Genomic DNA, 24,244 nt, shown 5'->3' with positions numbered 1-24,244 from the left:
AAATGAATGTTATGAAACTAAAGAAATTATTTACAATACTTATCTCCGTCAGTTTTTTGGCATCCTGTGATTTTATGGATTGCAATGAATCGGATTATTACTCTTTGAAAGAAATTCAGGGGAGCTATAATCGCGTTAAGCAATTTGTGACGGATGTTTATGGCTATCTGCCTTCAAACTTTTGTAATATCGATGGTGCCATGCTGGATGCTGCGACAGATGATGCCGTCCATATTTATGAATCATCCACCATACAGCGCTTTGTAAATGGTACTTGGTCGCCTAATTATACGGTAGATGATCAGTTCGCCAATTATTACAACGGCATTCATGATGCAAATTTCTATCTGGATAACTTGACCGGGTTGAAATTTGAAACATGGGAAAACACGAATGACTATGATAACTGGATGGTTACTTATCCTAATTTTGAGTATGAAATTCGTTTCCTGCGTGCCTATTTTTACTTTGAGTTGACAAGACGTTATCAGAATGTACCCCTGATAACTAAGGTTGTGACTCAGGAAGAAGCTAAAACAGCGGAACCTGCTTCAGCAGAACAAATCTTTGATTTTATCGTTTCTGAGTGTACGGAACTTTCAGCAAAGCTTCCTGTAGATTATAAGAAGATGCCTGGCAGTGAATTAGGCCGTGCCACGAGAGGTGCCGCCCTGGCCTTGAAAGCACGTGTTGCTTTGTATGCAGCCAGTCCGCTGTTTAATACAAGTAATGATAAGAATAAGTGGGTGGCTGCTGCCGAAGCTGCATATGAGCTTATCGGACAGAGTTCTACTTTAGGATATAAATTGGATGGCAGTTTCTCTAATTTGTTCGGTGCAACCAGTACTGCAAGTGGTGAAATGATTTTGGTACGTCCTACAGGAACAAGCACAAGTTTTGAGGCTGCTAACTTTCCTATGGGGGTAACTGGTGGTAAAACAACTACTTGTCCGACGGAAAATCTGGCAAGTGCCTTTGAAATGGCAACAGGTGAGGAGTTTGATTGGAATAATGAGGAAATGAGCAAGAATCCTTATGAAAACAGAGATCCCCGTTTCTATCTGACTCTTGTGCATAATGGCATGGCATGGCCGGCTTCGAATGCTGTGGAAATATATGAAGGTGGCGCCAATGGCTTGCCTTTGACCAATGCTACTTCCACCGGTTATTATCTGCGCAAGTATGTAGACAAGAGTATTAGTTTTGAAGCAGGCTCCTCTTCTGCTGCAACTCATCATAACTGGGTATTGTTCCGATATGCCGAGGTATTGCTAAATTATGCCGAAGCAATGGTAAATGCTTATGGAGATATAAACAAAACTACAGATAAATGTGGCATGACTGCGTTAGCTGCCGTGAATGCTGTTCGTGGCAGAGCAGGAGTGAATATGCCCGCTTTATCAGGTACTTTATCACCTGAGATGTTTTTAAAGCGCGTGAAACATGAGCGCAGGGTGGAATTGGCTTTTGAAGGGCACCGCTTTTGGGATCTTCGCCGTTGGAAAGAACTGGATGAATCCAAAGATATTTATGGAGTGAAAATCACGAAAGATGGCGATGAAGTGAACTATAAGAAGTTTACATTAGACTCCAGAAAGATAAGTGATAAATTGTATTTCTATCCGATAGCAAATACAGAGCTCTTTAAAAATAAGAATCTGGATCAGAATCCTGGCTGGGAATAATCAAATTCATATAAAAGGCCACACCGATGGTAATATAGGCGTGGCCTTTCTATAAAAACGATGACGAAAATAGAAATTAAGGATGGAACAAAGATGTACTGTTGTAAAAGATATAAAATATATATAATGAAAATATTTTACATTTTATGCATATCGATATTAGTGTTGATTGCATGTGGCGGAAGAGAGAATACAGAATTTGTAAAACGTGGGTTTGACCGAGCGGAACAACAATTATCAAATCAGTTAAAGGTTGTGCCTGAATCAACAGACTATCCTCGTACGATAGGCAAGGATGGTAAACTTAGGGTAACTCATAAAAATGACTGGACGGAGGGATTTTATCCCGGATGTTTGTGGTATGTATATGAATATACGGGCAAGGAAATCTGGAAAAATGCTGCTTTGAAATGGACAGAGGCACTTGAACCCTTAAAGAAATTGACTAATCATCATGATATTGGTTTTCTGATGTATTGTAGTTTTGGAAATGCATATCGTTTGACTGGGAATGAGTCTTATAAGGATATTCTGGTTGAATCAGCCCGCTCATTGTGTACTCGTTTTAATGAAAAAACAGGTAGTATTAAGTCGTGGAATTACCGGAAAGCATGGAATGGCAAAGATGAGTGGTTTTATCCGGTTATTATTGACAATATGATGAATTTGGAACTATTGTATTTTGCCACCAAAGTGACTGGAGATTCCATTTATGCTCAAATAGCTAATCGGCATGCCGAGACAGCGGCCAGGAATCAGTTCCGTGAAGATTATAGTAATTATCATGTTGTTAATTATGATGAAGAAACAGGGGAGGTGCTGAATCAGGCCACCTGCCAGGGATTTTCTGATAACTCAGCATGGGCTCGTGGGCAAGCTTGGGCCATTTACGGGTACACGATGGCCTATCGTGAGACTCATAGAAACGATTTTTTGGAGATGGCTGTTCATACGGCAGATTTCTGGCTGAATCATCCGAATTTGCCGGAAGATGGAATACCATATTGGGACTTTAATGCTGGTCAGGAGGGATATGTACCTGACTGGAATTATGATCCGCAGAAGTATAAAGTCATACCGCGTGATGCTTCGGCAGCGGCGATTGCAGCCTCTGCCTTTCTGGAATTGGCGGATTATGTGGCAGAGGGGGAAAAATATAATGCTGCAGCAATACACATATTACAGTCTCTTTCTTCTCCCGCCTATCTGGCGGAACCGGATACGAATTGCAATTTTATATTGATGCATAGTGTAGGAAGTATACCGCATGGCGAAGAGATTGATGTTCCTTTGATATATGCTGATTATTATTATTTGGAAGCTTTGATGAGATATGAGGACAAAATAAAGGGCAAAAAAGATAATAATTGAGTATATATATATTGAAAAATTAGTTTAATTTGCAAATTATCTGTGTAACATAATCTAATAGTATGAATAGAAGTAGAATGGCTTTATTGGGAGCTTGCATATTAAGTCTCTCTGCAGCAGTAGCAAATGCCGGCGAAAAGCCTGCGCATGTTCTCCCTTATTGGCAAGATATCCAGACCGTCTCCGTGAATAGGGAAGCCCCTCGTACAGCTTTCATGACGTATGACACTCGTCAGGCGGCATTGAATGGGAAGTATGAAAACAGCAAATATTATAAGTTGCTCAATGGAACCTGGAAATTCTATTATTCTGATTCACATCGTAATTTACCCGCAGATGCTGTTCGAACGGTAGCTGAGATGAAGGGATGGAATGATATTCAGGTTCCGGGAAACTGGGAAGCGCAAGGATATGGTATACCTATTTATACCAATCACGGATATGAATTTAAGGCACTTAATCCACAACCTCCGCAGTTGCCCGATGATATACCGGTAGGTATTTATCGCCGGGAAATAACGGTTCCGAAAGATTGGATGTCACGTGATATTTACCTGCATATAGCAGGTGCAAAATCCGGAGTCTATGTATACCTGAACGGACAGGAAGTAGGTTATAATGAAGATTCTAAAAATCCGGCAGAATTTTTGATAAACAAGTATATACGGGACGGCAAGAATACACTGGTGCTGAAAATATTCCGCTGGAGTACCGGCTCATATCTGGAGTGTCAGGATTTTTGGCGTCTGAGCGGTATTGAACGTGACGTCTTTCTTTATTCTCAGCCCAAAACGGCAGTGAAAGATTTCCGAGTGGTTTCTACTTTGGACGATAGTTATACAAATGGTATTTTTAAATTGGCTGTTGATATCCGTAATAATGTTTCGTCGGGTAAAAACTTGCAGGTGCTTTATGAATTGATAGATAAGTCTTCCGGAAAGATTGTTGTGACTTCCGCAGAGAACTGCGATGTGAAAGGTGCAGGCGTCCAGACAGTCACATTTGATGCAAACCTGCCGGAAGTAAAAAACTGGACTTCTGAATCTCCTAATCTATATAAACTGTTGATTACACTGAAAGAAGGAAATAAGGTGACTGAGGTGATTCCTTTCAATGTTGGTTTCCGGCGAATTGAAATCAAGGAAATCGCTCGGAAAGCTAAGAATGGAAAGCCGTATGTAGTACTTATGATTAACGGTCAACCTTTAAAGTTGAAGGGAGTCAATATCCATGAACATGATGAACGAACAGGTCACTATGTAACGGAAGAACTGATGCGCAAGGATTTTGAACTGATGAAGCGTAATAATATAAATACGGTTCGTCTCTGTCATTATCCTCAGGATCGCCGTTTTTATGAATTATGTGATGAATTCGGACTGTATGTATATGATGAGGCCAATATAGAATCACATGGAATGTATTACGATTTGCGCAGAGGCGGAACATTAGGTAACGATCCGGAATGGCTGAAGCCGCATATGTATCGTACAATGAATATGTATGAACGCAATAAGAACTATCCTTCCGTAACATTCTGGTCTTTGGGAAATGAAGGAGGTAATGGTTACAATTTCTATCAGACATACCTATGGTTGAAAAATCAGGATAAAAATCTGATGGATAGACCCGTGAATTATGAGCGTGCACAGTGGGAATGGAATTCGGATATGTATGTACCGCAATACCCCAGTGCGGAATGGCTGAGATATATTGGAGAAACAGGTTCTGACCGTCCGGTAGTCCCTTCGGAATACTCTCATGCCATGGGTAATTCGAATGGTAATCTATGGGATCAGTGGAAAGAGATTTATAAATATCCCAATCTCCAGGGCGGATATATCTGGGACTGGGTGGATCAGGGATTGCTGAGAACGGATGAAAATGGACGCCAGTACTGGGCATACGGAGGTGATTACGGTGTGAATATGCCGAGTGACGGTAACTTTTGTTGTAATGGTTTGGTTGGTCCTGACCGCAAACCCCATCCTGCCATAGCAGAAGTGAAATATGCGCACCAGAATGTAGCTTTCAATGCTGTTGATGCAGCTGCCGGTAAGTATCAGGTCGTAAATCGTTTCTATTTTACTAATCTGAAAAAGTATGCTGTTCAGTATGAATTACGCGCAAATGGCATTGTCGTGAGAAAAGGAAAACTGACATTAGATGTAGCCCCACAGGCGGGAAAAGAGTTTTCTATTCCCGTGAAAAATATGAAAGGAAAAGCCGGAGTGGAATACTTTGTACATTTTAGCGTACTTACCACTCAACCTGAGCCGCTGATACCGGCAGGATATGAAATAGCTTATGAACAGTTTAGATTACCGGCAGATGCCGATAAAGTGGTATATAAAACATCAGGTCCGGCTTTAAATCCGAAAGAAGAAGGAAGTAACTTGGTTGTTTCTTCCCCTAAGGTCTATTTTGAGTTCAATCGTGCTTCAGGAATGGTTATTTCCTATAAAGTGAATGGCATTGAATATTTTGATAAGGGTTTTGGAGTACAGCCTAACTTCTGGCGTGCACCTAATGATAATGATTACGGTAACACCAATCCGAAGCGTTTGCAGATATGGAAGATGTCAAGCCGTAATTTTAAGGTAAGTGATGCATCCGTAAGAACGGAAGGAAAAAATGCGGTGGTGAGTGCGGTATATACCTTGCCGGCTGGTAATCAATATCTGGTAGATTATAAAATATATCCGGATGGAGTGGTCAATGTAGCGGTGAAGTTTACCTCAACCAATCAGAATGCAGTAGAAACCAATATACTGGAAGATACTCACCTTGCTACTTATACTCCCGGTAAAAAGCAAGAAAAGAAAAATACGCTTGAAGTACCTCGTATTGGTGTACGTTTTCGCATACCGCAAGAAATGAATGTCATAGAATATTTTGGTCGTGGACCGGAAGAAAATTACATAGACCGCAATGCGGGAACCATGGTGGGACGTTATAGGACAACTGCTGATGATATGTATGTAGGCTATGTGCGCCCACAGGAAAATGGACATCGTACTGATACCCGTTGGGTGGCTTTAACGAATAAGGAGGGTAGTGGACTACTGATACAGGCAGACCAGACAATAGGTTTCAATGCCTTGAGGAATACCGTGGAAGATTTTGATTCGGAAGAATCATCACATCCCTATCAATGGCGTAACCGTTCTCCGGAGGAGATAAATGATCATAATGTGGATGAAGCCAGAAATGTTATGCGGAAAATGACTCATATCAATGATATTGTTCCCCGGGACTTTGTAGAAGTATGTGTAGATATGAAGCAGCAGGGGGTAGCCGGTTATGATAGTTGGGGAGCAAAAGTTCAGCCTGGTTATACGATACCTGCCAACCAAAATTATGAATGGGGATTTACGTTTATACCGATGAAAGCGAAGTCTGATTTGGATAAGTCGCTCCGCTATAAATATTGAAACTTATATGTTATAAAATAATAGATTCCTTATAAATAGGACATATAACAATATAAAAAATAGGTTGAAAAAAGAACTGTTTTTAGGAAAAGGTACTTCGATATTTCATTGAAGTACCTTTTCTGTTTCATTGATTGTGAAAAGTGCTTATAAATGTGTTAGGTAGTTTAAAAGAAGTTATAAAACAAAGGGTGGAAACTTTTGAGGATGAAAAAGTTTTTAATTTTGCACACTATATATAAGTATAGATACCATATATGGAACAACGATATATCTTAAACGCGATAGATGCAGCTCTGCAAGCCGGTGCAGACATACTTGCCATCTATAACGACCCGGCATCTGACTTTGAAATAGAGAGAAAAGCGGATAACTCCCCTTTAACAATTGCCGATCGTAAAGCGCATGAAACTATTACCGGGTTTCTATGCAATACCCCTTTCCCCATTCTTAGTGAAGAAGGCAAACATTTGCCCTATGCAGAGCGTTCCGGATGGGATGCTTTCTGGATTGTGGATCCGCTGGACGGGACTAAAGAGTTCATCAAGCGGAATGGAGAGTTTACTGTAAATATTGCATGGGTTCATAATTCTGTACCGGTGATGGGAGTTATCTATCTCCCTGTGAAACAAGAACTTTATTTTGCAGAAGAACAACTTGGTGCATATAAATTGTCCGGTGTAACTTCGCGCGGAGGTGCCTCACTGAACGAATTGATTGCATCTGCCACCCGCCTGCCGGCTACGACTGTAAGAGATAGGTTCGTGATAGTTGCTTCCCGTTCGCATTTGTCGCCGGAGACTGAGGTTTATATTGAAGATATGAAACGCCTGCATTCGGGAGTAGAACTTGTGTCCAGTGGCAGTTCCATTAAAATTTGCCTTGTGGCGGAAGGGAAAGCAAACGTATATCCTCGTTTTGCACCTACTATGGAGTGGGATACGGCTGCAGGACATGCCATTGTGCGTGCTGCCGGAATGGAAATCTACCAGGCCGGGAAAGAAGAGCCACTTTGCTATAATAAAGAGAATCTGCTAAATCCGTGGTTTATCGTTGAACCCAAGCGAATGAAAAATTAATAAGATACAGTGTAGTATATGACATTTGATATAGTATTCGTGCTTTTGGCACTTTTGGGCATGGTCGTTGCATTAGTGCTGGATAAAATGCGTCCCGGAATGGTGCTATTTTCTGTTGTAGTTTTGTTTTTGTGTGCAGGTATCCTGACGCCTAAAGAGATGCTGGAAGGGTTTAGTAATAAAGGGATGATTACTGTAGCCATGCTGTTTCTGGTCAGTGAAGGTATCCGCCAGTCCGGTGCATTGGGGCAGGTCATCAAGAAATTGCTTCCTCAGGGCAGAACAACAGTGTTTAAAGCCCAGTTACGTATGCTTCCTACTATCTCTTTTATTTCCGCTTTTCTCAATAATACTCCCGTTGTTGTTATATTTGCCCCGATTATTAAACGCTGGGCAGAATCGGTAAAATTACCTGCTACCAAGTTTCTGATTCCTCTTTCTTACGTGACTATTCTGGGTGGTATCTGCACCCTTATTGGCACTTCTACTAATCTGGTGGTACATGGTATGATACTGGAAGCCGGTTATGAAGGATTCACCATGTTTGAATTGGGAAAGGTCGGGATATTCATAGCTGTTGCAGGTATTATTTATCTGTTTTTGTTCTCGTCCAAACTCTTGCCGGATGTTCGTACGGATGCGGTGAAATTGGATGATGAAGAGGAAGAGGATAGTAGTTTGCACCGGGTTGAGGCAGTGCTGGGTCCCCGTTTTCCCGGTATTAATAAAAAGTTGGGTGAGTTCAATTTCCAACGTCACTATGGGGCTGCTGTTAAGGAAATAAAGCGAAGTGGTCAAAGCATTACGGAGAATCTGGATAACGAAGTTTTGCGTGACGGTGACACATTGGTAGTAATGGCGGATGATTCTTTCGTTCAGACGTGGGGCGAATCTTCTGTATTCGTTTTGCTGGCCAATGGCAAGGATAATGAACCTGTTCCGGGGAAAGGGAAGCGCTGGTTTGCCCTTGTCTTACTGATACTGATGATTACCGGTGCCACGGTGGGCGAATTGCCGGCAGTGAAGGAAGCCTTCCCGAATATCAAGCTGGATATGTTTTTCTTTGTTTCTGTGACTACGATTATTATGGCATGGACTAAAATCTTTCCGGCACGTAAGTATACCAAATATATTTCTTGGGATATCCTGATAACAATTGCTTGTGCTTTTGCCATTAGTAAAGCAATGGTCAACTCTGGTGTGGCAGATATAGTAGCAAGCTATATTATCGGTATGACTGAGCATTACGGACCGCAAGTGCTGTTGGCCGCTGTCTTTATCATTACGAATTTATTTACCGAACTGATAACCAATAATGCTGCTGCTGCATTGGCTTTTCCGTTGGCACTCTCCATTTCTTCGCAAATGGGTGTCAGCCCTATGCCTTTCTTTGTGGTGATTTGTATGGCTGCTTCCGCCAGTTTTTCTACACCCATCGGTTATCAGACGAATCTTATCGTACAAGGTATCGGAAACTATAAGTTTACTGACTTTGTCCGTATCGGTTTGCCTTTAAATATTATAGCATTCCTAATATCCATATTCCTGATTCCATTAATTTGGCCCTTTTAATTAGATTATGACAGATAATAATATATATCCGATTTTTGATAGGATGTTGTCGAGAGAGGACAAAGAAGAGCTTCTCGGTCAACATAGTGTAATGATATGGTTTACCGGATTAAGTGGTTCCGGCAAAAGTACAATAGCTATTGCTTTGGAGCGTGAGTTGCACAAACGCGGTTTGCTGTGCCGTATTCTGGATGGTGATAATATCCGTAGTGGCATCAACAATAATCTGGGTTTCACCGAAGCTGACCGCGTGGAAAATATCCGCCGTATAGCTGAAGTTTCTAAACTTTTTCTTGATACAGGCATTATTACTATTGCTGCGTTTATCAGTCCTAACAATGATATCCGTGAAATGGCGGCTAATATCATTGGGCAGGATGACTTCATTGAGGTATACGTCAGCACCCCTTTAGCTGAGTGTGAACGCAGAGACGTGAAAGGCTTGTATGCCAAAGCACGTCGGGGGGAGATTAAGAATTTCACAGGAATTTCCGCCCCGTTTGAAGCTCCTGTATGTCCGGCACTAACACTGGATACTGCAGTGCTCAGCCTGGAAGAATCAGTCAATAAGTTGCTTGAACTCATTTTACCGAAGATACAGACTAAAAAGTGATTATATAAAAATGGAAGAATATAAATTAAGCCATCTGAAAGAACTCGAAGCTGAGTCTATTCATATCATCCGTGAAGTGGCTGCGGAATTTGAAAACCCGGTGATGCTCTATAGTATCGGTAAAGACTCCTCGGTGATGGTTCGTCTTGCCGAAAAAGCCTTTTATCCCGGTAAAGTACCCTTCCCGTTGATGCATATTGATTCGAAGTGGAAATTTAAGGAGATGATTGAATTCCGTAATGAATATGCTAAAAAGTATGGCTGGAATCTGATTGTTGAGAGCAATATGGAAGCCTTTCATGCAGGAGTAGGGCCTTTTACTCATGGAAGTAAAGTACATACGGATTTGATGAAGACTAAGGCGCTTTTGAGTGCTTTGGATAAGTATAAATTCGATGCGGCCTTTGGTGGTGCCCGTCGTGATGAAGAGAAATCGCGTGCCAAAGAGCGTATCTTTTCTTTCCGTGATAAGTTCCACCAGTGGGACCCGAAAAATCAGCGTCCGGAATTGTGGGATATTTATAATGCCCGCGTACACAAAGGAGAGAGTATTCGCGTATTTCCATTGAGTAACTGGACAGAGTTGGATATCTGGCAATATATCCGTTTAGAGAATATTCCTATTGTTCCGTTGTATTATGCTAAGGAGCGTCCTTGCGTGGAAATGGATGGTAATCTGATTATGGCGGATGATGATCGTCTGCCCGAAAAGTATCGTGATCAGATAAAAATGCGGATGGTTCGTTTTCGTACATTGGGTTGTTGGCCGTTGACTGGAGCTGTGGAGAGCAGTGCTGATACCATTGAAAAGATTGTAGAGGAAATGATGACCACCACAAAGAGTGAGCGCACTACTCGTGTAATTGATTTCGACCAGGATGCCAGTATGGAGCAGAAGAAGCGTGAAGGATACTTTTAGGAATTAAAAATTAAAGAATTAAAAAATAAAACCTGAGGACTGGAATCTTAAACCTGACCTTTAGAAGTTTAAAGCTTAGGTTTAAGAAAATAAAGGTGACAATTAATAAAGTAAAAAGTGATGGAGAATAACTCTAAATTAGATATTAAGGCTTTTCTGGATAAAGACGAACAGAAAGACTTACTTCGTTTTCTGACAGCCGGTTCGGTGGACGATGGTAAATCCACGCTGATTGGACGTTTGTTGTTTGACAGCAAAAAATTATATGAAGACCAGTTGGATGCACTGGAACGCGACAGCAAACGCATGGGAAATGCGGGTGATCATATTGATTATGCATTGTTACTGGATGGTTTGAAAGCTGAGCGTGAACAGGGTATTACGATTGATGTGGCATATCGTTATTTTTCTACTAATAACCGTAAGTTTATCATTGCTGATACTCCGGGACACGAGCAATATACGCGTAATATGATTACCGGAGGCTCAACGGCCAATTTGGCGATTATACTTGTAGATGCTCGTACAGGCGTCATCACGCAGACACGTCGTCACTCTTTCCTGGTATCTTTGTTAGGTATCAAGCATGTGGTGCTTGCTGTTAATAAGATGGATTTGGTAGATTTTTCGGAAGAACGTTTCAATGAAATCGTTAAAGAGTATAAGGAATTTATTGCTCCATTGGCTATTCCGGATGTAACTTGTATTCCGTTATCGGCTTTGGATGGTGATAATGTGGTGGAGAGATCTGAACGTACTCCCTGGTACAATGGCACTTCTTTGCTTGATTTTTTGGAAACTGTTCATATTGATAACGATCATAATCTGACGGATTTTCGTTTCCCGGTGCAATATGTGTTGCGTCCTAACCTTGATTTCCGTGGTTTCTGCGGTAAGGTAGCGTCAGGTATCATTCGCAAAGGAGGTGAAGTTATAGCGTTGCCATCAGGTAAGAAATCACGTGTCAAAAGTATTGTTACTTATGATGGCGAATTGGAATATGCTTTTCCGCCTCAGTCCGTAACGTTGACTCTGGAGGATGAAATAGATGTATCGAGAGGAGAGATGTTGGTGCATCCTGGTAATTTGCCCGTTGTAGACCGCAATTTTGAAGCCATGTTGGTGTGGATGGATGAGGAACCGATGGATCTTAATAAGTCTTTTTTCATTAAGCAAACTACCAATCTGAGCCGCTCGCGTATTGATAACATAAGGTATAAGGTAGATGTCAATACGATGGAGCAGTTATCAATTGACAATGGTCAGTTGACAGCTGATAGTCTGCCGATGCAGTTGAATCAAATAGCTCGTGTGGTGTTCACTACTGCCAAAGAAATGTTCTTTGACCCTTATCAAAAGAATAAGGCTACAGGTGCATTCATCCTGATTGACCCGATAACCAATAATACTTGTGCTGTTGGTATGATTATCAATAGGGTAGAGGATAAGGACATGCATCTTTCTGCTGACCTTCCTGTTCTGGATCTACCGAAGCTCGGCATTGCTCCCGAGCATTATGAAGCCATAGAAAAGGCAGTGAAGGACTTGGAACGTCAGGGTATCACTATTTTAATTAAAAATTAAAAAATGAAAAATGATACTTGGGAAATTATACATCAGCTTTTAGTCCGCATGGCTATTTCTCAATTTTTAATTTTCAATTCTCAATTCTCAATTTAATAACTATGGGTTTACTTGAATTTAATAAACTTCCTATAAATACATTGGTAGGTGCCGATTGGAAGACATTTAATGCCATAACCAAGGGGCGGGAAATAGATGCAGCGTATAAAGGCAAGTATCGTCTGACTAAAGCAGTATGTCGTTTGCTCTCTACGTTGGCTCCTTTACAGAATGGACGCTACGAGAAACAATTAGCTTCTCAAGCTTTAGAACATGATCCGGTATTCATCCTTGGCCATTGGCGTAGTGGAACTACCTTTGTGCATAATGTATTTTCGTGCGACAAACATTTTGGCTATAATACCACTTATCAGACCGTTTTTCCGCATCTGATGATGTGGGGACAACCTTTCTTCAAGAAGAACATGAGTTGGCTGATGCCTGACAAGCGTCCCACGGATAACATGGAACTTGCTGTAGACCTGCCGCAGGAAGAAGAGTTTGCGCTTGCCAATATGATGCCTTATACTTATTATAACTTCTGGTTCCTTCCTAAATATCAGCAGGAATATGCAGATAAATATTTACTGTTCGATGATATTACGGAGGCGGAATTGAAAGTTTTTGAGGAAGTGTTTGTCAAGCTGATTAAAATATCACTGTGGAACACGAATGGAACGCAATTCCTGAGTAAGAATCCGCCACATACAGGGCGCGTAAAGGAGCTTGTTAAGATGTTCCCCAATGCTAAATTTATCTATCTGATGCGTAATCCTTATACGGTATTCGAGAGTACCCGTAGTTTCTTTACGAATACTATTCAACCATTGAAATTGCAGGATATCAGTAATGAAGAATTGGAAAGTAACATTCTCTCTATTTATGCTAAGTTGTATCATAAATATGAGGCGGATAAGTCATTCATTCCTGCCGGTAATCTGATAGAAGTTAAATTCGAGGATTTTGAGGCGGATGCTATGGGAATGACTGAGCAGATTTATCGGGATTTATCCATTCCCGGATTTGCAGAAGCGCGGGCTGATATAGAGAAGTATGTAGGTGAAAAAAAAGGATACAAGAAGAATAAATATAAGTATGATGATCGCACTGTGCAATTGGTTCAGGATAACTGGAACTTTGCATTGGATCAGTGGAAGTACGATATATAATAATTAAAAATTGGAAATTAAGAAATGAATGATTGCGTGTCTATTATTTCTCAATTTTTAATTTTCAATTTATAACTCTCAATTTAAGAAGATGATGCAGAAGAAAATTTGTATGTATGGTCTGCTATCCGCTTTTTTATGTTGCGGAATGGCATCTGCGCAGCAGCAACAGCATACTGTGGAGATGATTCCATTTGGTAATATGGACCAGTGGATAGATCGGCAGATTAAAGAGTCGGGCATTATCGGTGGTGCAATGAAGAATGTGTATGCCATCGGACCGACAGCAACTATTCGTGAGAACAAAGCTTATACGAATATGGGTGGTTCGCCGTGGGCAACTTCCAACGTGATGGCGCGTGTGGCTGGTATTACTAAAACGAATACCTCCGTATTTCCTGAAAAGCGTGGAGATGGCTACTGTGCACGCATGGATACTCGTATGGAGAGTGTAAAAGTATTGGGGATTGTTGATATCACAGTGCTTGCCGCAGGCTCTATGTTTCTGGGGTCAGTGCATGAGCCAATCAAGGGGACCAAAAATCCGCAAAAAATGCTGAATTCCGGTATTCCTTTTACTAAGAAGCCTATTGCTGTCCAGTTCGATTATAAGGTAAAGATGTCTGATAGAGAGAAGCGCATTCGTGCTACCGGTTTCAGCCGTATCACTGATGTGGATGGTAAAGACTTTCCGGAAGTGAATCTATTCTTGCAGAAACGTTGGGAAGATAAGGATGGTAACATTTTTGCCAAACGTGTAGGAACTATGGTAGTGCGCTATTATAATACTACTCCCGATTGGCGTGATAATGCCACTTATTCAATTATGTACGGCGATATAACCGGTGATCCTGCCTATAAGCCACATATGATGCGCCTTCAGGTAGAAGAACGTTATGCAATCAACAGTAAAGGTGAAAGCGTTCCTGTGAAAGAAGTGGCATGGGGAACGGAAGAGGATGTTCCTACCCATTTATTATTGCAATTCACTTCCAGTCATGGAGGAGCATATATCGGTTCTCCGGGCAATTCACTTTGGATTGATAATGTAAAACTGATATATTGATTTATTAATAGAATAAAAATGGAGAGGGCGGCTAACACAAGTTAGCCGCCCTCTCTCGTTTAGAGCTTTAAGCTCTCTTTAACCCTATATCTTATTCCAGAATCACTACACGGTTCAAGTAGTTCTTGCCGAACATGTTAGCTGTACCACCGAAGCCTACGAGTTCAAGTTGATCTTTGCTTACGCCTTCTTTGATCAATGCATCGTAAACACCCTGAGCACGTTTTTCAGACAACTTCTGGTTCCAAGAAGCGCTACCCGTAGCCTTATCAGCATAACCGGCAACTTTATACTTCTTATCCGGATTAGCTTTCAGAATCTTAGCTGCCAACTGGATGTTAACCATACCGTAATCATCGATACGAGCGCTACCAATCTTGAAGAAGATAGCACGAGGACCGGCAACTTCAACTTCCTTCACAACTTCCTTAGTTACAGGTTTCACGTTAGCCAAAGCGTTCTTAGCGTTAGCCAGGTCAGCCTGAGCCTGTGCCAATTCACTTCTGTATCTGTTGATTTCAGCGTTGATAGCATCCTGGTCAACCTTTGCGCCACAAGAGATGAATTTCTTGCCGCCGAAAGTATAAGTAAGACCTGCACCAACATATACGCCACCTACAGTTCTTGAAGATGACAAATAACCCAGATAAGAAGAAGCTAATTCACCACGAGCTTCGATATCTATATCGAGGTAGTTGTTTACATTGAATTTACCCAATAAACCTGCAGAACCGTTGATATAAGCACCAGTCTTATCATCAGCACCTGCGGGGCGAACTTTATGCCAAGCAGTACCTGCTTGATTTTCTGCAATTTCGAAAGAGCTTGCACCCTTAGCAATAGTCAAACCAGGACCTGCAAATACAGACAAAGTGAACAAACGATCAGGATTGTATCCACCAATAGCATTTGAAAGGTTGAACAAACCATCCAAACGAATTTGACCTACATTCTTGTCATTGTTTACTTTTGAACCTACCATGCTACCGTCAGCAGCATAAGTACCTTCAGACCATTGTGTGTTAAAGTTAGCTTTCCACAAGCCACCTTGAGCACGCACACCCCAAACCGGAGTAAACCACTTACCAAGAGATACGGTAATATGGGGAGCCGGGTCTCCAAATTTACCCTCACTCTTACCCGAATTTACCAAAGAAACTCCACCAGTCACGCTCACGAAGATATTGTCTCCGGCTTTTTCGCTGACGAATTTCTCTTTTGTCTGAGCTGTTGCAACAGTAGCACCAGCCAACATCAAAGATAATATTACTAATTTACTTTTCATTGTTTTTTTATTTTTGTATTTCAACTCTTTTTTAATTATTTGCTCCGACCACTCGCTTACTTCAAATAAATCTTGTAAGTAAGTCCGCCGGTAAAGTATTTCATTTTTTGCAATTCTACCTGCGCATGCAAATGGTTGAAAAGCAAATAGGTGGCACCCAACGCAAAATCTTTCGAATCATACTCTGCGATTACTCGCAATTGCGGATGAAAAGAAGGGTTGTAGGTAATGCCTACAGCTGGTCCGTTTAAGGGATAATCGTTGCGGTGGTTGAAAAGATAGGAGAGATGTACACCTATCGTCTCTTTTCCTACCGGGATATGTTTTGTCGCCGCAATATAGAAGCGGCAAAAATAACCGTTACCGTCAACTGATGATATCTGTCCATCACCGGATTCAGTATAAGGATCCGAAGCTCCCACTACCACAGCCGGCATATGTTTCCAGAATTGTCCTTCTTTCAAAGCTCGCAGTCGGACAGAGAAATATCTGTCCTGATTTGTAAATCCTGTGTAACCATAAGGACCAAGGCCCAGTGCTTCCGCTTTAAAAAGTGTACATGTGTATGCCACTTCTAACCAGGGAAATATGGTCACATTCAGAAAATAATTGTACGTATGATAGTACCATGTAGGAGGAGTTATCTCCTGATTCAAAAAGTTACCACCAATCATCACCGTTTTATCCCTTTGCATTTCTGCCGAAGGGGCATGCAATAAACCGGTGGTACCATACGTCAATTGAGCCGAAAGCAAGAGAGGACAACACAGCAATAAACCTATAAGGATTACTTTTCCCAATATATACCTCATCTTTGCTTTCTTTTCATTTTTTTATTGCGCTATCTTTCTGACTGAATTATTATTCAAAGATACCACCACCGGCATTCAAATCACCACCATGACCATGACCGTGTCCATGTCCGTGATACATCTCTGTCAATACCGGAGTATTGCTGAAGATTACACTAACAACGCGTCTTGTCTTAGCAACATATGAAACACCATTATATGTAAAGTTGAATGTCTTATCATCATACATGTATTGAACAGAAATCTTCTGCAAAGCAGACTTAGCAGGCAACAAGAAAGAGTAAGGTCTTACTTCTGTTGAGAAATCAGTTCCTACTGTACCTTCTACGCTTTCAATGTACTTTTTAAGTTCAGCAATAACATCAATAGCTTTTGTTTCAGCAGGTTGTTGCAGATATTTAGCACCAATGAAAACTTTAATGTTTTTAGTAACTTGCATCGGATCATCAGATGAGTTGATGATATCCATGTTGTCTACATATTCAACATTCTCGCCTTCAAGAGTCTTATCACCAGTGAAAGAACCTGTTTCAGAAGTCAGATTAGAAGAAGTTTCTACTTTCAATCCTTCTGGAACATATCCAGTCGGATTTACGATAATGTTAGCATAGCAAGTAATAGCTTGACCATTCTCAATAGTAGCTATGTTTACTGTTGCTTCTGCTTTTTCATACTCGCTAGTTGCTGCAACTGATACTGTCATTGTAGCCGGCATCTTAGTTCCTGTTTGGTCGTTAGTAACAACTGCTTGATAAACACCATTACCTACAGATGCACATGCAGTAGAACCAGCAGTAACAGTAGCATTACTTACAGGGGCGCCTGTAATACCATTGCTTACCGTAACAACAAATGTATAAACTGCATCCGGTGCCTTATACGGTTTTGAAACATCACCGTTTTCTGAATCATAGCAGCTTGTAAACATAGTACCGACTGCTAAAATGGCTATCGCTAACTTAGCGGTAACACCAAAAAAATTACTTTTCATTTTCATCTCAATAAAAAATTAAAAATTTAATAATTCTGATTTAATAAAATATGGGTTAAAACTATTCTCTGTTGCCATATTGTCGTCTACACGAGGATTGAACGAACGCCCATAATATTGTTCGTTACCCGCATTATACGACATTCCGAAATATTCCGAGGGCATAACCCTTGGTATATATCCTTTTCTTTTATATTTGTAAGGCGGCAATGCGATTTGAAAACGAAAGCCACCATTATATCCTTTATTTCCGGCATTTTGTACTTTCATACCATAAAAACCGATAGACACATATCTAAAGTTACGTACCATATCGAAACGAACTCCTTTTTCACCTAACAAATACTGTTCAACTTTCAAGGAGAGCGATGTATTATACTCAGGCCAGTAAAAGCTGCCTCCCAAATTCCAGGTTATACGCTTCAAAGGACTTACTTTCCAGCGCCAATCCTCAAAACGTGAACGCCCGGTATAGCCAATGCGTCCTTCCACTGAAAACCGTTCATCTTTAAAAATATGTTTTGCATCCAAAGTTCCTCCCCAACGATAATTATTGAATGAACCGATTGTTGCCGTCAGAAAAATATTGTACGGAAGTCTCACAGATTGCGATAAAGCTACATAGCCTTGGCGAACTTGTTCATAAGAACTTCCATATTCATTATATACGGGAATAATAACTTGCCCGATAAATTTCATACCTTTCCACAACGAAACTTCAATCGTAGGATTCAAATTGAAAAGAACCTGATATATCTGTGTTATGACCAGGTTCTTCAGTTTCAGTTCCGGATATACTACAATATCTACCTTAAACAAAGAACTATTTTTTCTCTTTTGTTTCCGAATTTGTTCCCATGAATCGCCTAAATCGTAACTGACGTCCCAATCCCGGCGACTTGCTTCTGGAATACTATCACCGATTACCGGTTTATAGTAAAGAGAAATTTGAGGTACATTATTGTCTAAAACGATTACTCTACATGGCTTTTTATCCGGTAAACCCATCTTTTGGATGACATCTACAGCTTTACCAATACCTACTCCGTTCAAACGATATGTGGAATTTTGCAATACGTATACGCGTTCTTTGCCGTCTTCCGTCCACCCTACATTTTCAAATCCCATCTCTACTAAAGTATTTACCGTACTTTCTCCTGTTTGGCAAACTCCTTTTAAAGGAAGCAAACAGAATAAAAAGAACGCTGCACATTGTGCTATTGTTTTAGTAGTTAGACACTTTCGCATGTTAGAGTTTCTATACCTCATCTTGTTTATTCAATTTTTGTATCTTTACGACACAAAATATGGTGCAAAAATAGACACATTTTTAATAATACCAAAGAAATTTACATGAAAAAATAAAATAATGTAGCTTTTTTTGCATAATCGTTTCCCTGAGACTACTATTCTTTTCTAAAGACTTTATAATGCATGATTAAGAGGTTAATAAATGACTAATAAATACGATATTTATGCGAGAAATATAGCTATAAAAGTAATTCTCGTTATATGTATGTTTTGTAGAAAATGAATTATTAATTGCTTAATATGAAGGGAGATATATTCTTTATGTCAATTTGTCGTTTTGTATTTCCTAAAGCGATTTCTTATGTTTGTTTGTGAGCGTTTGAAGGGCTAATGTGGAAAAAAGAAATGTAGTGAAGGTGAAATGAATCAAGAAGATAATATTGGGGACTAATAACTTTATTCGTGGTGTTAATATTGAAATAATTAAAGCCAAAAAACATTATATTCTTTACAGTTTGATGCTAAATGATACTCTTTGTTTTCTTTCTTGAATCTGAAAGGACTAAGACTGGATTCTGTCCACATCTGATCCGTACCTGGTCCGTACCTGCTCCGTAGCAAATTCGGTTAAAGGTATCTCTAACCGAATTTGCTACGGAGCAGGTACGGACCAGATACCTATTTGATATGTTCTTGACTAAAGCCAGGCTAGTGGTTAATTCCGTCAAAGGGTCTACTATTTACTTTTAAAATACTCTTATATCTAAAAAAACAATTATGTTATGTTTGGAATAAGATCGATTGCTTTTTTCTTACTCTCGTCTACGAGCTTGGCATAAATCTGGGTAGTCAGTATATTCGTATGTCCAAGTAATTTGGAAACAGTATACAAGTCAACTCCTAAAGTCAGTAACATTGTTGCATGGGTATGGCGGGCTGTGTGGAATGTAATATGTTTCTTAATTCCGGCTTGTTCAGCCCATCTGGGTAAGATCTCATTTGTCCTTCCCAGGGTAATTAATCCTTTGAATATTTTATCACTATCTTTTTCATTCTCTCGTTTGGGTAACTGTTTTACGCTTTCCTGGCTTAATGGTAGAGAAATTGCCTCTTTGGTTTTTTTCTGAATAATGTGCAGACGATAATTTTTATTCTCATCAATCTCTATATCTCTCCATGTGAGTGCTATAATATCAGAATGTCTTAATCCGCAAAAGCAACTGAAGAGGAAAGCTTTTTTTAATAATGTATTGTAAAAAGGAGTTTGCGCAAGTTTTTTCAGTTCATCAATAGTGAGAAATTCTCTTTCTGTTCGATAGCGATGCGGCTTTTCTTCGTTTTTTATTTTATCCATAGGATTGACAGATATAAGTTCTTCGGATATTGCATAATTCAGGCTGTACCTCAGTATCTTATAATAATAGTTTTGTGTATTGACGTGAAGCAGTTTTTCTTTTTTGCTATGGGTTTGTTTGACTGTTGTGAGGTAGTTTAAAAAGCCAAGAATATATTCTTTGTCTACCCGGTTTAGCTGGATCTCATTAGGGTCATAACGCTTAAGGTGACAGATTACGGCATGCAAAGCAGTTTTACGAACTTCATTCTCTGACTTTCTTTCGGCTATGCTCTGCAAGTAATCGATCAGTTTTATATTGGACACTTTGTTGACCTTGAAGCCGTAACTTTGATTTTGTAGTTCAATAATTCGTTGAGCCTTAATGGCGTTCGCTAATTTTAGCGTTTCGCTATTGCGTACTCTATCCGATTTGCTGTTTTCAGGTATGATATATAATCTCAAGAACTCATACTTTCGTTTCCCATTCATATACATATCAAGGTATATTGATTTACTTCCGTTTGTCAAGTCCTTAACTCTGATTTTTATTGGCTCTTTTATTTTTAGTTCTTCTTTCATATTGCTACTTTAAAATCTTTGTGGTTAAATAAATATACATAATATCTTTTGTGGTAACAATAGGGTAACAAAAATGTGTTTCAAATGATTGTGCATTTGATTTTTGTTTCATTCTATTGCTTCTTTTTGTGTTTAAATTATTGAATATTAGAAAAATAAATGCGAATTAAACTTCCTGCAAAGATGTAGAAATAGTAACAAACCAGCAACAAATATATGATATTATTGTCTAAAAAAGAAGCAATATGAATGAGCAATAGTATTGTCTATTATTATGCAATAGACTAAAGGATAGCATATTGTGTGTTTTATTTATCTATCTAAGCTCTTATCCTCATTTCCGGATAAAAAGCCATGCCGAGTCATTGTTCTCGATAATAATGTACCTCAGATATCTTTGCTTTATAAGCCGATTACTGGTGACAGCATGCCTGGGCCAACTCGTAAAGACTGGACTGTAAGTTATAATCTGGGGAATAGTTGGAAAAGGACTGATAAAGTAAAAAGAAGGAATAGCTCTTTGTTTAAAGTAGATGTGGTGATATATCCGGAATTGTCTTTAAAAAACTTGGTAATCACGCAAATATATCAAGTGCTGTTTAATTTGGCGCCGGCTGTTGAAGTTTCTTTCTGGAAAGGAATGAAGCTGACAACCCAAATGGTGGTTCCGGTCTATAATGATGGATATCCTTATCTATATGATAAAGTACATCCTGGATTCGTAGGTATATCGCAGGCGGTAAGACTACCTTATAATATATGGGGAACACTGACTGTGGGGCATTTTAGTAGCGAACGTTATGGAGTCGACTTGAAAGTGAATCATCGATTGGTTCGTGATAATAGGTTTGGGGTTGAAGCTCGCATCGGGTATACAGGCGCTGCGTACTGGGATGGCTTTACGTGTCATTTTGGAACAAAGAAACAATTGACTTGGTCAGTGGGAGGTTCTTTTTATTGGCCACGATATAATATAGAAACAACAATGAAACTTGAACAGTATTTATTGGGAGAAAAAGGTATTCGGGTAGATGTTATCCGGCATTTTCGTTATGCTTCTATTGGCTTTTTTGCAATGAAAAGTCCGGATGCAAAGGCAAATGGTGGTTTCCGTTTTCAAATTGCTCTTCCGCCCTATAGATATAAACGGAAAGGATATATTCCCCGGGTCACTTCTTCCAGGAATATGGGAATGGCGTATAATGCAGGGAATGAGCAGTATTATTATAACACCTATCGTTCATCGCCGGGCGACAATATTATGCAATCAAATAGTTTTAACCCATATTTTATTAAATCAGAATTACTAATTTATTAATTTAATTTTATTGAGATGAAAAAGAAAAGTTTGTTTGGTATTAACGTTAAATTGACGTTGATGTTAGTGGTAATCTGCGGGATGTTCGCAAGTTGCTACGAAAAAGAAGAATTGACGACTGAGGCGCCAAGCACTGTAGCACCGGTATATAAAATTGCGGGTGTTGTTTCCAATGCAGCTACTGGTGCGCCATTGGAAGGAGTTAAAGTAAATGATGTGACTACTGCTGCAGACGGTACTTATACGTTGATTGCTAAGGAAGGTATGAATGTTCTGAAGATTACCAAAGAGGATTTCCGGACAGTAACTACTTCAGTTTACGTAGAAAAAATTGCGAATGGACAAGTCTCTGTTTATACGGCTAATGCGGCTATGTATCCGGGTAAGGATGCTCCAACTTACAAAACAGTGAAATATAACATTAAGGGTACGGCTACTGATGAAAGTGGTGCTAAAGTTGTGCTGACTTCTGTTGTGATTCCTGGATTGGATGTTACACCAACAGGTAACACTTTTGCTGTAGAAGGTATTCAGCCGGGTACTTATTATGCAGTCCTCACGGCAAACGGTTATAAAAATGCTTATGCAACCATTAATATTGCCTCTGTTGCTGCTGAAGAAGGCGAAGGTGACCAGATTGTAAATTCTGCAGTGGCAGTGTTGATGCAGAAAGAAGATGCTGCTAAAGTTGCAAGGTATTTCGTATGTGGTTTTGTGACTAATGAAGAAGGTGTTGCTGTAAATGGAGCTGAGGTGAAGGTTAATATTGGTACATCTACGGATAACTTGATAACAAATGGTTATGGTTACTTTAGTGTAGAGGTGCCTGCTGAAAGTGTAGCTCCGACTACTTTGGCTGTTGTGACTGTATCTAAGGGAGGCTATGCTACACAAGCAAAAGCCGGCATTATTAAATTTGTTGAAACTGGTGCTACTTCTGTTACTTCTTTCGAAATCGTATTGAAAGTGAAAGGTGGTGAGCCTGTTCCTCCCGAAGATCCAAGTGTGGGCGGTAGTAAAGATATTGAGGTTCCTATAAACAAAGCAGAGGATACGACAGTGGAAGATATAAAAAAGACGGAAGATGAAACTGTTGTAAATAAAATTGAAGAAATTGCAAAGGAGCTGGGTGTAGATATTACAAAGGAGTTTCCTGTTGTTCCGGTAGAAGAGCCATTGGTGGTAGAATTGGTATCTAAAGAAGTTATTATTGATGAAGAAACAGGAGAGATGACATCGGAAACCAAAGATGTTGCTGACCAAATAGCGTTGCCGGCCAACACGAATGTCTATTACGTTGGTGGAACTGCAGAGGTAATCAGCGTAACCCGTGATATCCCTGCAGAAAAAGCTACAGCATCTGTACGTACCTATGAAGGTAAGCCGAGCGGTACGGTATTCTCTAAGCCGATGGAAATCAAGTTCCCCGCTCCTGTGACTATTACGGTAGAACCTGATTATGTATTAGGCGTTCTCTATCTGGATGAAAAAACAGGTGAGTGGAGAGCAGATGCAGGTAACTACGCTGAGTATGATATGACTTCCAAAACTTTTGTTGGTAATATCAGCCACTTCTCTAAATTCCGTTTTGGTTATGAATCTGAAATAAATTCTAAGGAAAGTATTGTATTGAAAGATGATCCTATCAATAAACCTTGTTACACCGGTTCAGCTTCTGCTAACGTAACTGTAAATGGAAGTTATATGGGGGGGACGGCATACGATGAAAAGACTCCCGATATGGCTGTAGAAGCAGCTTTAAGTGGTATGAATGCGGAAACTAAGAGCTATGTAACAACTCTGCTGAAAAATATGATTAAAGTGGATTATGCTAATGTTATGCCGACTAATGCCTATGTGAAAACAGCTCTTTCTACGACTATTGTAGTACCTGCATACAAACAGATTGATAGCTTTAGTCTGGAAAGAAAGCAAGTTAAGAAGTCTTATACCGTTCATGTAATCGATAAAAACAAGAAAGTTGTAGATGTAACTGTAGTTGTTAAGAGAATTGTTTCTTATACCTTGACTCCGAATTATGCCATCGGCCATACTCACGGTCATGGTGGTAATGGAGAAGACCTGAATGCAGGTGGTGGTATTATCAATTTCGAATAAAATCACTCTTGAATAACGCAATT

Annotated in this window: 17 protein-coding genes and 1 pseudogene; 12 read left to right on the top strand and 6 right to left on the bottom strand. The window is 39.9% G+C overall.

The annotated features are described in order from the left end of the window. Positions 1 to 11: 11 nt before the first annotated feature. The 10 genes from HMPREF9447_RS17610 to HMPREF9447_RS17565 all read left to right on the top strand — a co-directional run bounded on the left by HMPREF9447_RS17610 (position 12) and on the right by HMPREF9447_RS17565 (position 14,531). Positions 12 to 1,685, top strand: coding sequence for a RagB/SusD family nutrient uptake outer membrane protein (locus HMPREF9447_RS17610; protein WP_009131115.1), 1,674 nt, complete (start codon positions 12 to 14; stop codon positions 1,683 to 1,685). A 126-nt stretch (positions 1,686 to 1,811) separates the two neighbouring features. Continuing rightward, positions 1,812 to 3,056, top strand: coding sequence for a glycoside hydrolase family 88 protein (locus HMPREF9447_RS17605; RefSeq protein WP_009131114.1), 1,245 nt, complete (start codon positions 1,812 to 1,814; stop codon positions 3,054 to 3,056). A 62-nt stretch (positions 3,057 to 3,118) separates the two neighbouring features. After that, positions 3,119 to 6,490 (top strand): glycoside hydrolase family 2 TIM barrel-domain containing protein, encoded by a 3,372-nt coding sequence (locus tag HMPREF9447_RS17600; protein ID WP_009131113.1) that lies wholly within the window; start codon positions 3,119 to 3,121, stop codon positions 6,488 to 6,490. Between the two features lie 257 nt (positions 6,491 to 6,747). Then, on the top strand, positions 6,748 to 7,569 hold the full coding sequence (cysQ, locus tag HMPREF9447_RS17595) for a 3'(2'),5'-bisphosphate nucleotidase CysQ (RefSeq protein ID WP_009131112.1): 822 nt from the start codon (positions 6,748 to 6,750) through the stop codon (positions 7,567 to 7,569). A gap of 18 nt (positions 7,570 to 7,587) precedes the next feature. After that, positions 7,588 to 9,141 (top strand): SLC13 family permease, encoded by a 1,554-nt coding sequence (locus HMPREF9447_RS17590; protein ID WP_009131111.1) that lies wholly within the window; start codon positions 7,588 to 7,590, stop codon positions 9,139 to 9,141. Between the two features lie 7 nt (positions 9,142 to 9,148). Beyond that, positions 9,149 to 9,754: an adenylyl-sulfate kinase gene (gene cysC, locus HMPREF9447_RS17585; protein WP_009131110.1), complete on the top strand. Its 606-nt coding sequence runs from the start codon at positions 9,149 to 9,151 to the stop codon at positions 9,752 to 9,754. Positions 9,755 to 9,764: 10 nt separating this feature from the next. Beyond that, positions 9,765 to 10,673, top strand: a complete 909-nt coding sequence (gene cysD / locus HMPREF9447_RS17580; RefSeq protein WP_009131109.1) for a sulfate adenylyltransferase subunit CysD — start codon at positions 9,765 to 9,767, stop codon at positions 10,671 to 10,673. A gap of 120 nt (positions 10,674 to 10,793) precedes the next feature. Then, positions 10,794 to 12,257, top strand: a complete 1,464-nt coding sequence (gene cysN / locus HMPREF9447_RS17575) for a sulfate adenylyltransferase subunit CysN (protein ID WP_009131108.1) — start codon at positions 10,794 to 10,796, stop codon at positions 12,255 to 12,257. Positions 12,258 to 12,358: 101 nt separating this feature from the next. After that, positions 12,359 to 13,465 (top strand): sulfotransferase family protein, encoded by a 1,107-nt coding sequence (locus tag HMPREF9447_RS17570; protein ID WP_009131106.1) that lies wholly within the window; start codon positions 12,359 to 12,361, stop codon positions 13,463 to 13,465. 91 nt (positions 13,466 to 13,556) lie between these two features. After that, a complete protein-coding gene (locus HMPREF9447_RS17565) occupies positions 13,557 to 14,531 on the top strand; it encodes a PCMD domain-containing protein (protein ID WP_044138340.1) in 975 nt (324 codons plus the stop codon). 91 nt (positions 14,532 to 14,622) lie between these two features. Here the strand turns inward: HMPREF9447_RS17565 and HMPREF9447_RS29455 are convergent, their stop codons facing one another. The 6 genes and pseudogenes from HMPREF9447_RS29455 to HMPREF9447_RS17540 form a co-directional block, all read right to left on the bottom strand. Next, complete coding sequence (locus HMPREF9447_RS29455; protein WP_394330303.1) at positions 14,623 to 14,952, bottom strand: OmpA family protein; 330 nt, start codon at positions 14,950 to 14,952, stop codon at positions 14,623 to 14,625. A gap of 410 nt (positions 14,953 to 15,362) precedes the next feature. After that, positions 15,363 to 15,816: pseudogene (locus tag HMPREF9447_RS29450) on the bottom strand (OmpA family protein); the annotation flags it as partial. 56 nt (positions 15,817 to 15,872) lie between these two features. Next, a complete protein-coding gene (locus HMPREF9447_RS17555; RefSeq protein WP_009131103.1) occupies positions 15,873 to 16,628 on the bottom strand; it encodes a YjbH domain-containing protein in 756 nt (251 codons plus the stop codon). Positions 16,629 to 16,677: 49 nt separating this feature from the next. Continuing rightward, positions 16,678 to 17,625, bottom strand: a complete 948-nt coding sequence (locus HMPREF9447_RS17550; RefSeq protein WP_009131102.1) for a DUF3869 domain-containing protein — start codon at positions 17,623 to 17,625, stop codon at positions 16,678 to 16,680. Positions 17,626 to 17,637: 12 nt separating this feature from the next. Beyond that, positions 17,638 to 18,888: a hypothetical protein gene (locus tag HMPREF9447_RS17545; RefSeq protein ID WP_009131101.1), complete on the bottom strand. Its 1,251-nt coding sequence runs from the start codon at positions 18,886 to 18,888 to the stop codon at positions 17,638 to 17,640. Between the two features lie 757 nt (positions 18,889 to 19,645). Then, complete coding sequence (locus tag HMPREF9447_RS17540; RefSeq protein ID WP_009131100.1) at positions 19,646 to 20,785, bottom strand: site-specific integrase; 1,140 nt, start codon at positions 20,783 to 20,785, stop codon at positions 19,646 to 19,648. A 301-nt stretch (positions 20,786 to 21,086) separates the two neighbouring features. On the opposite strand from HMPREF9447_RS17540, the gene HMPREF9447_RS17535 reads away from it, so the two are divergent. Further along, positions 21,087 to 22,103: a hypothetical protein gene (locus HMPREF9447_RS17535; RefSeq protein WP_009131098.1), complete on the top strand. Its 1,017-nt coding sequence runs from the start codon at positions 21,087 to 21,089 to the stop codon at positions 22,101 to 22,103. A gap of 15 nt (positions 22,104 to 22,118) precedes the next feature. Next, the gene (locus tag HMPREF9447_RS17530) at positions 22,119 to 24,221 is read left to right on the top strand and encodes a carboxypeptidase-like regulatory domain-containing protein (protein ID WP_009131097.1); all 2,103 of its coding nucleotides are present in this window, start codon (positions 22,119 to 22,121) and stop codon (positions 24,219 to 24,221) included. Positions 24,222 to 24,244: the final 23 nt, after the last annotated feature.

The sequence above is a fragment of the Bacteroides oleiciplenus YIT 12058 genome, from assembly GCF_000315485.1.
GTDB classification, from domain to species: Bacteria; Bacteroidota; Bacteroidia; order Bacteroidales; family Bacteroidaceae; genus Bacteroides; species Bacteroides oleiciplenus.
This window is presented reverse-complemented; position numbering and strand designations above follow the sequence as displayed.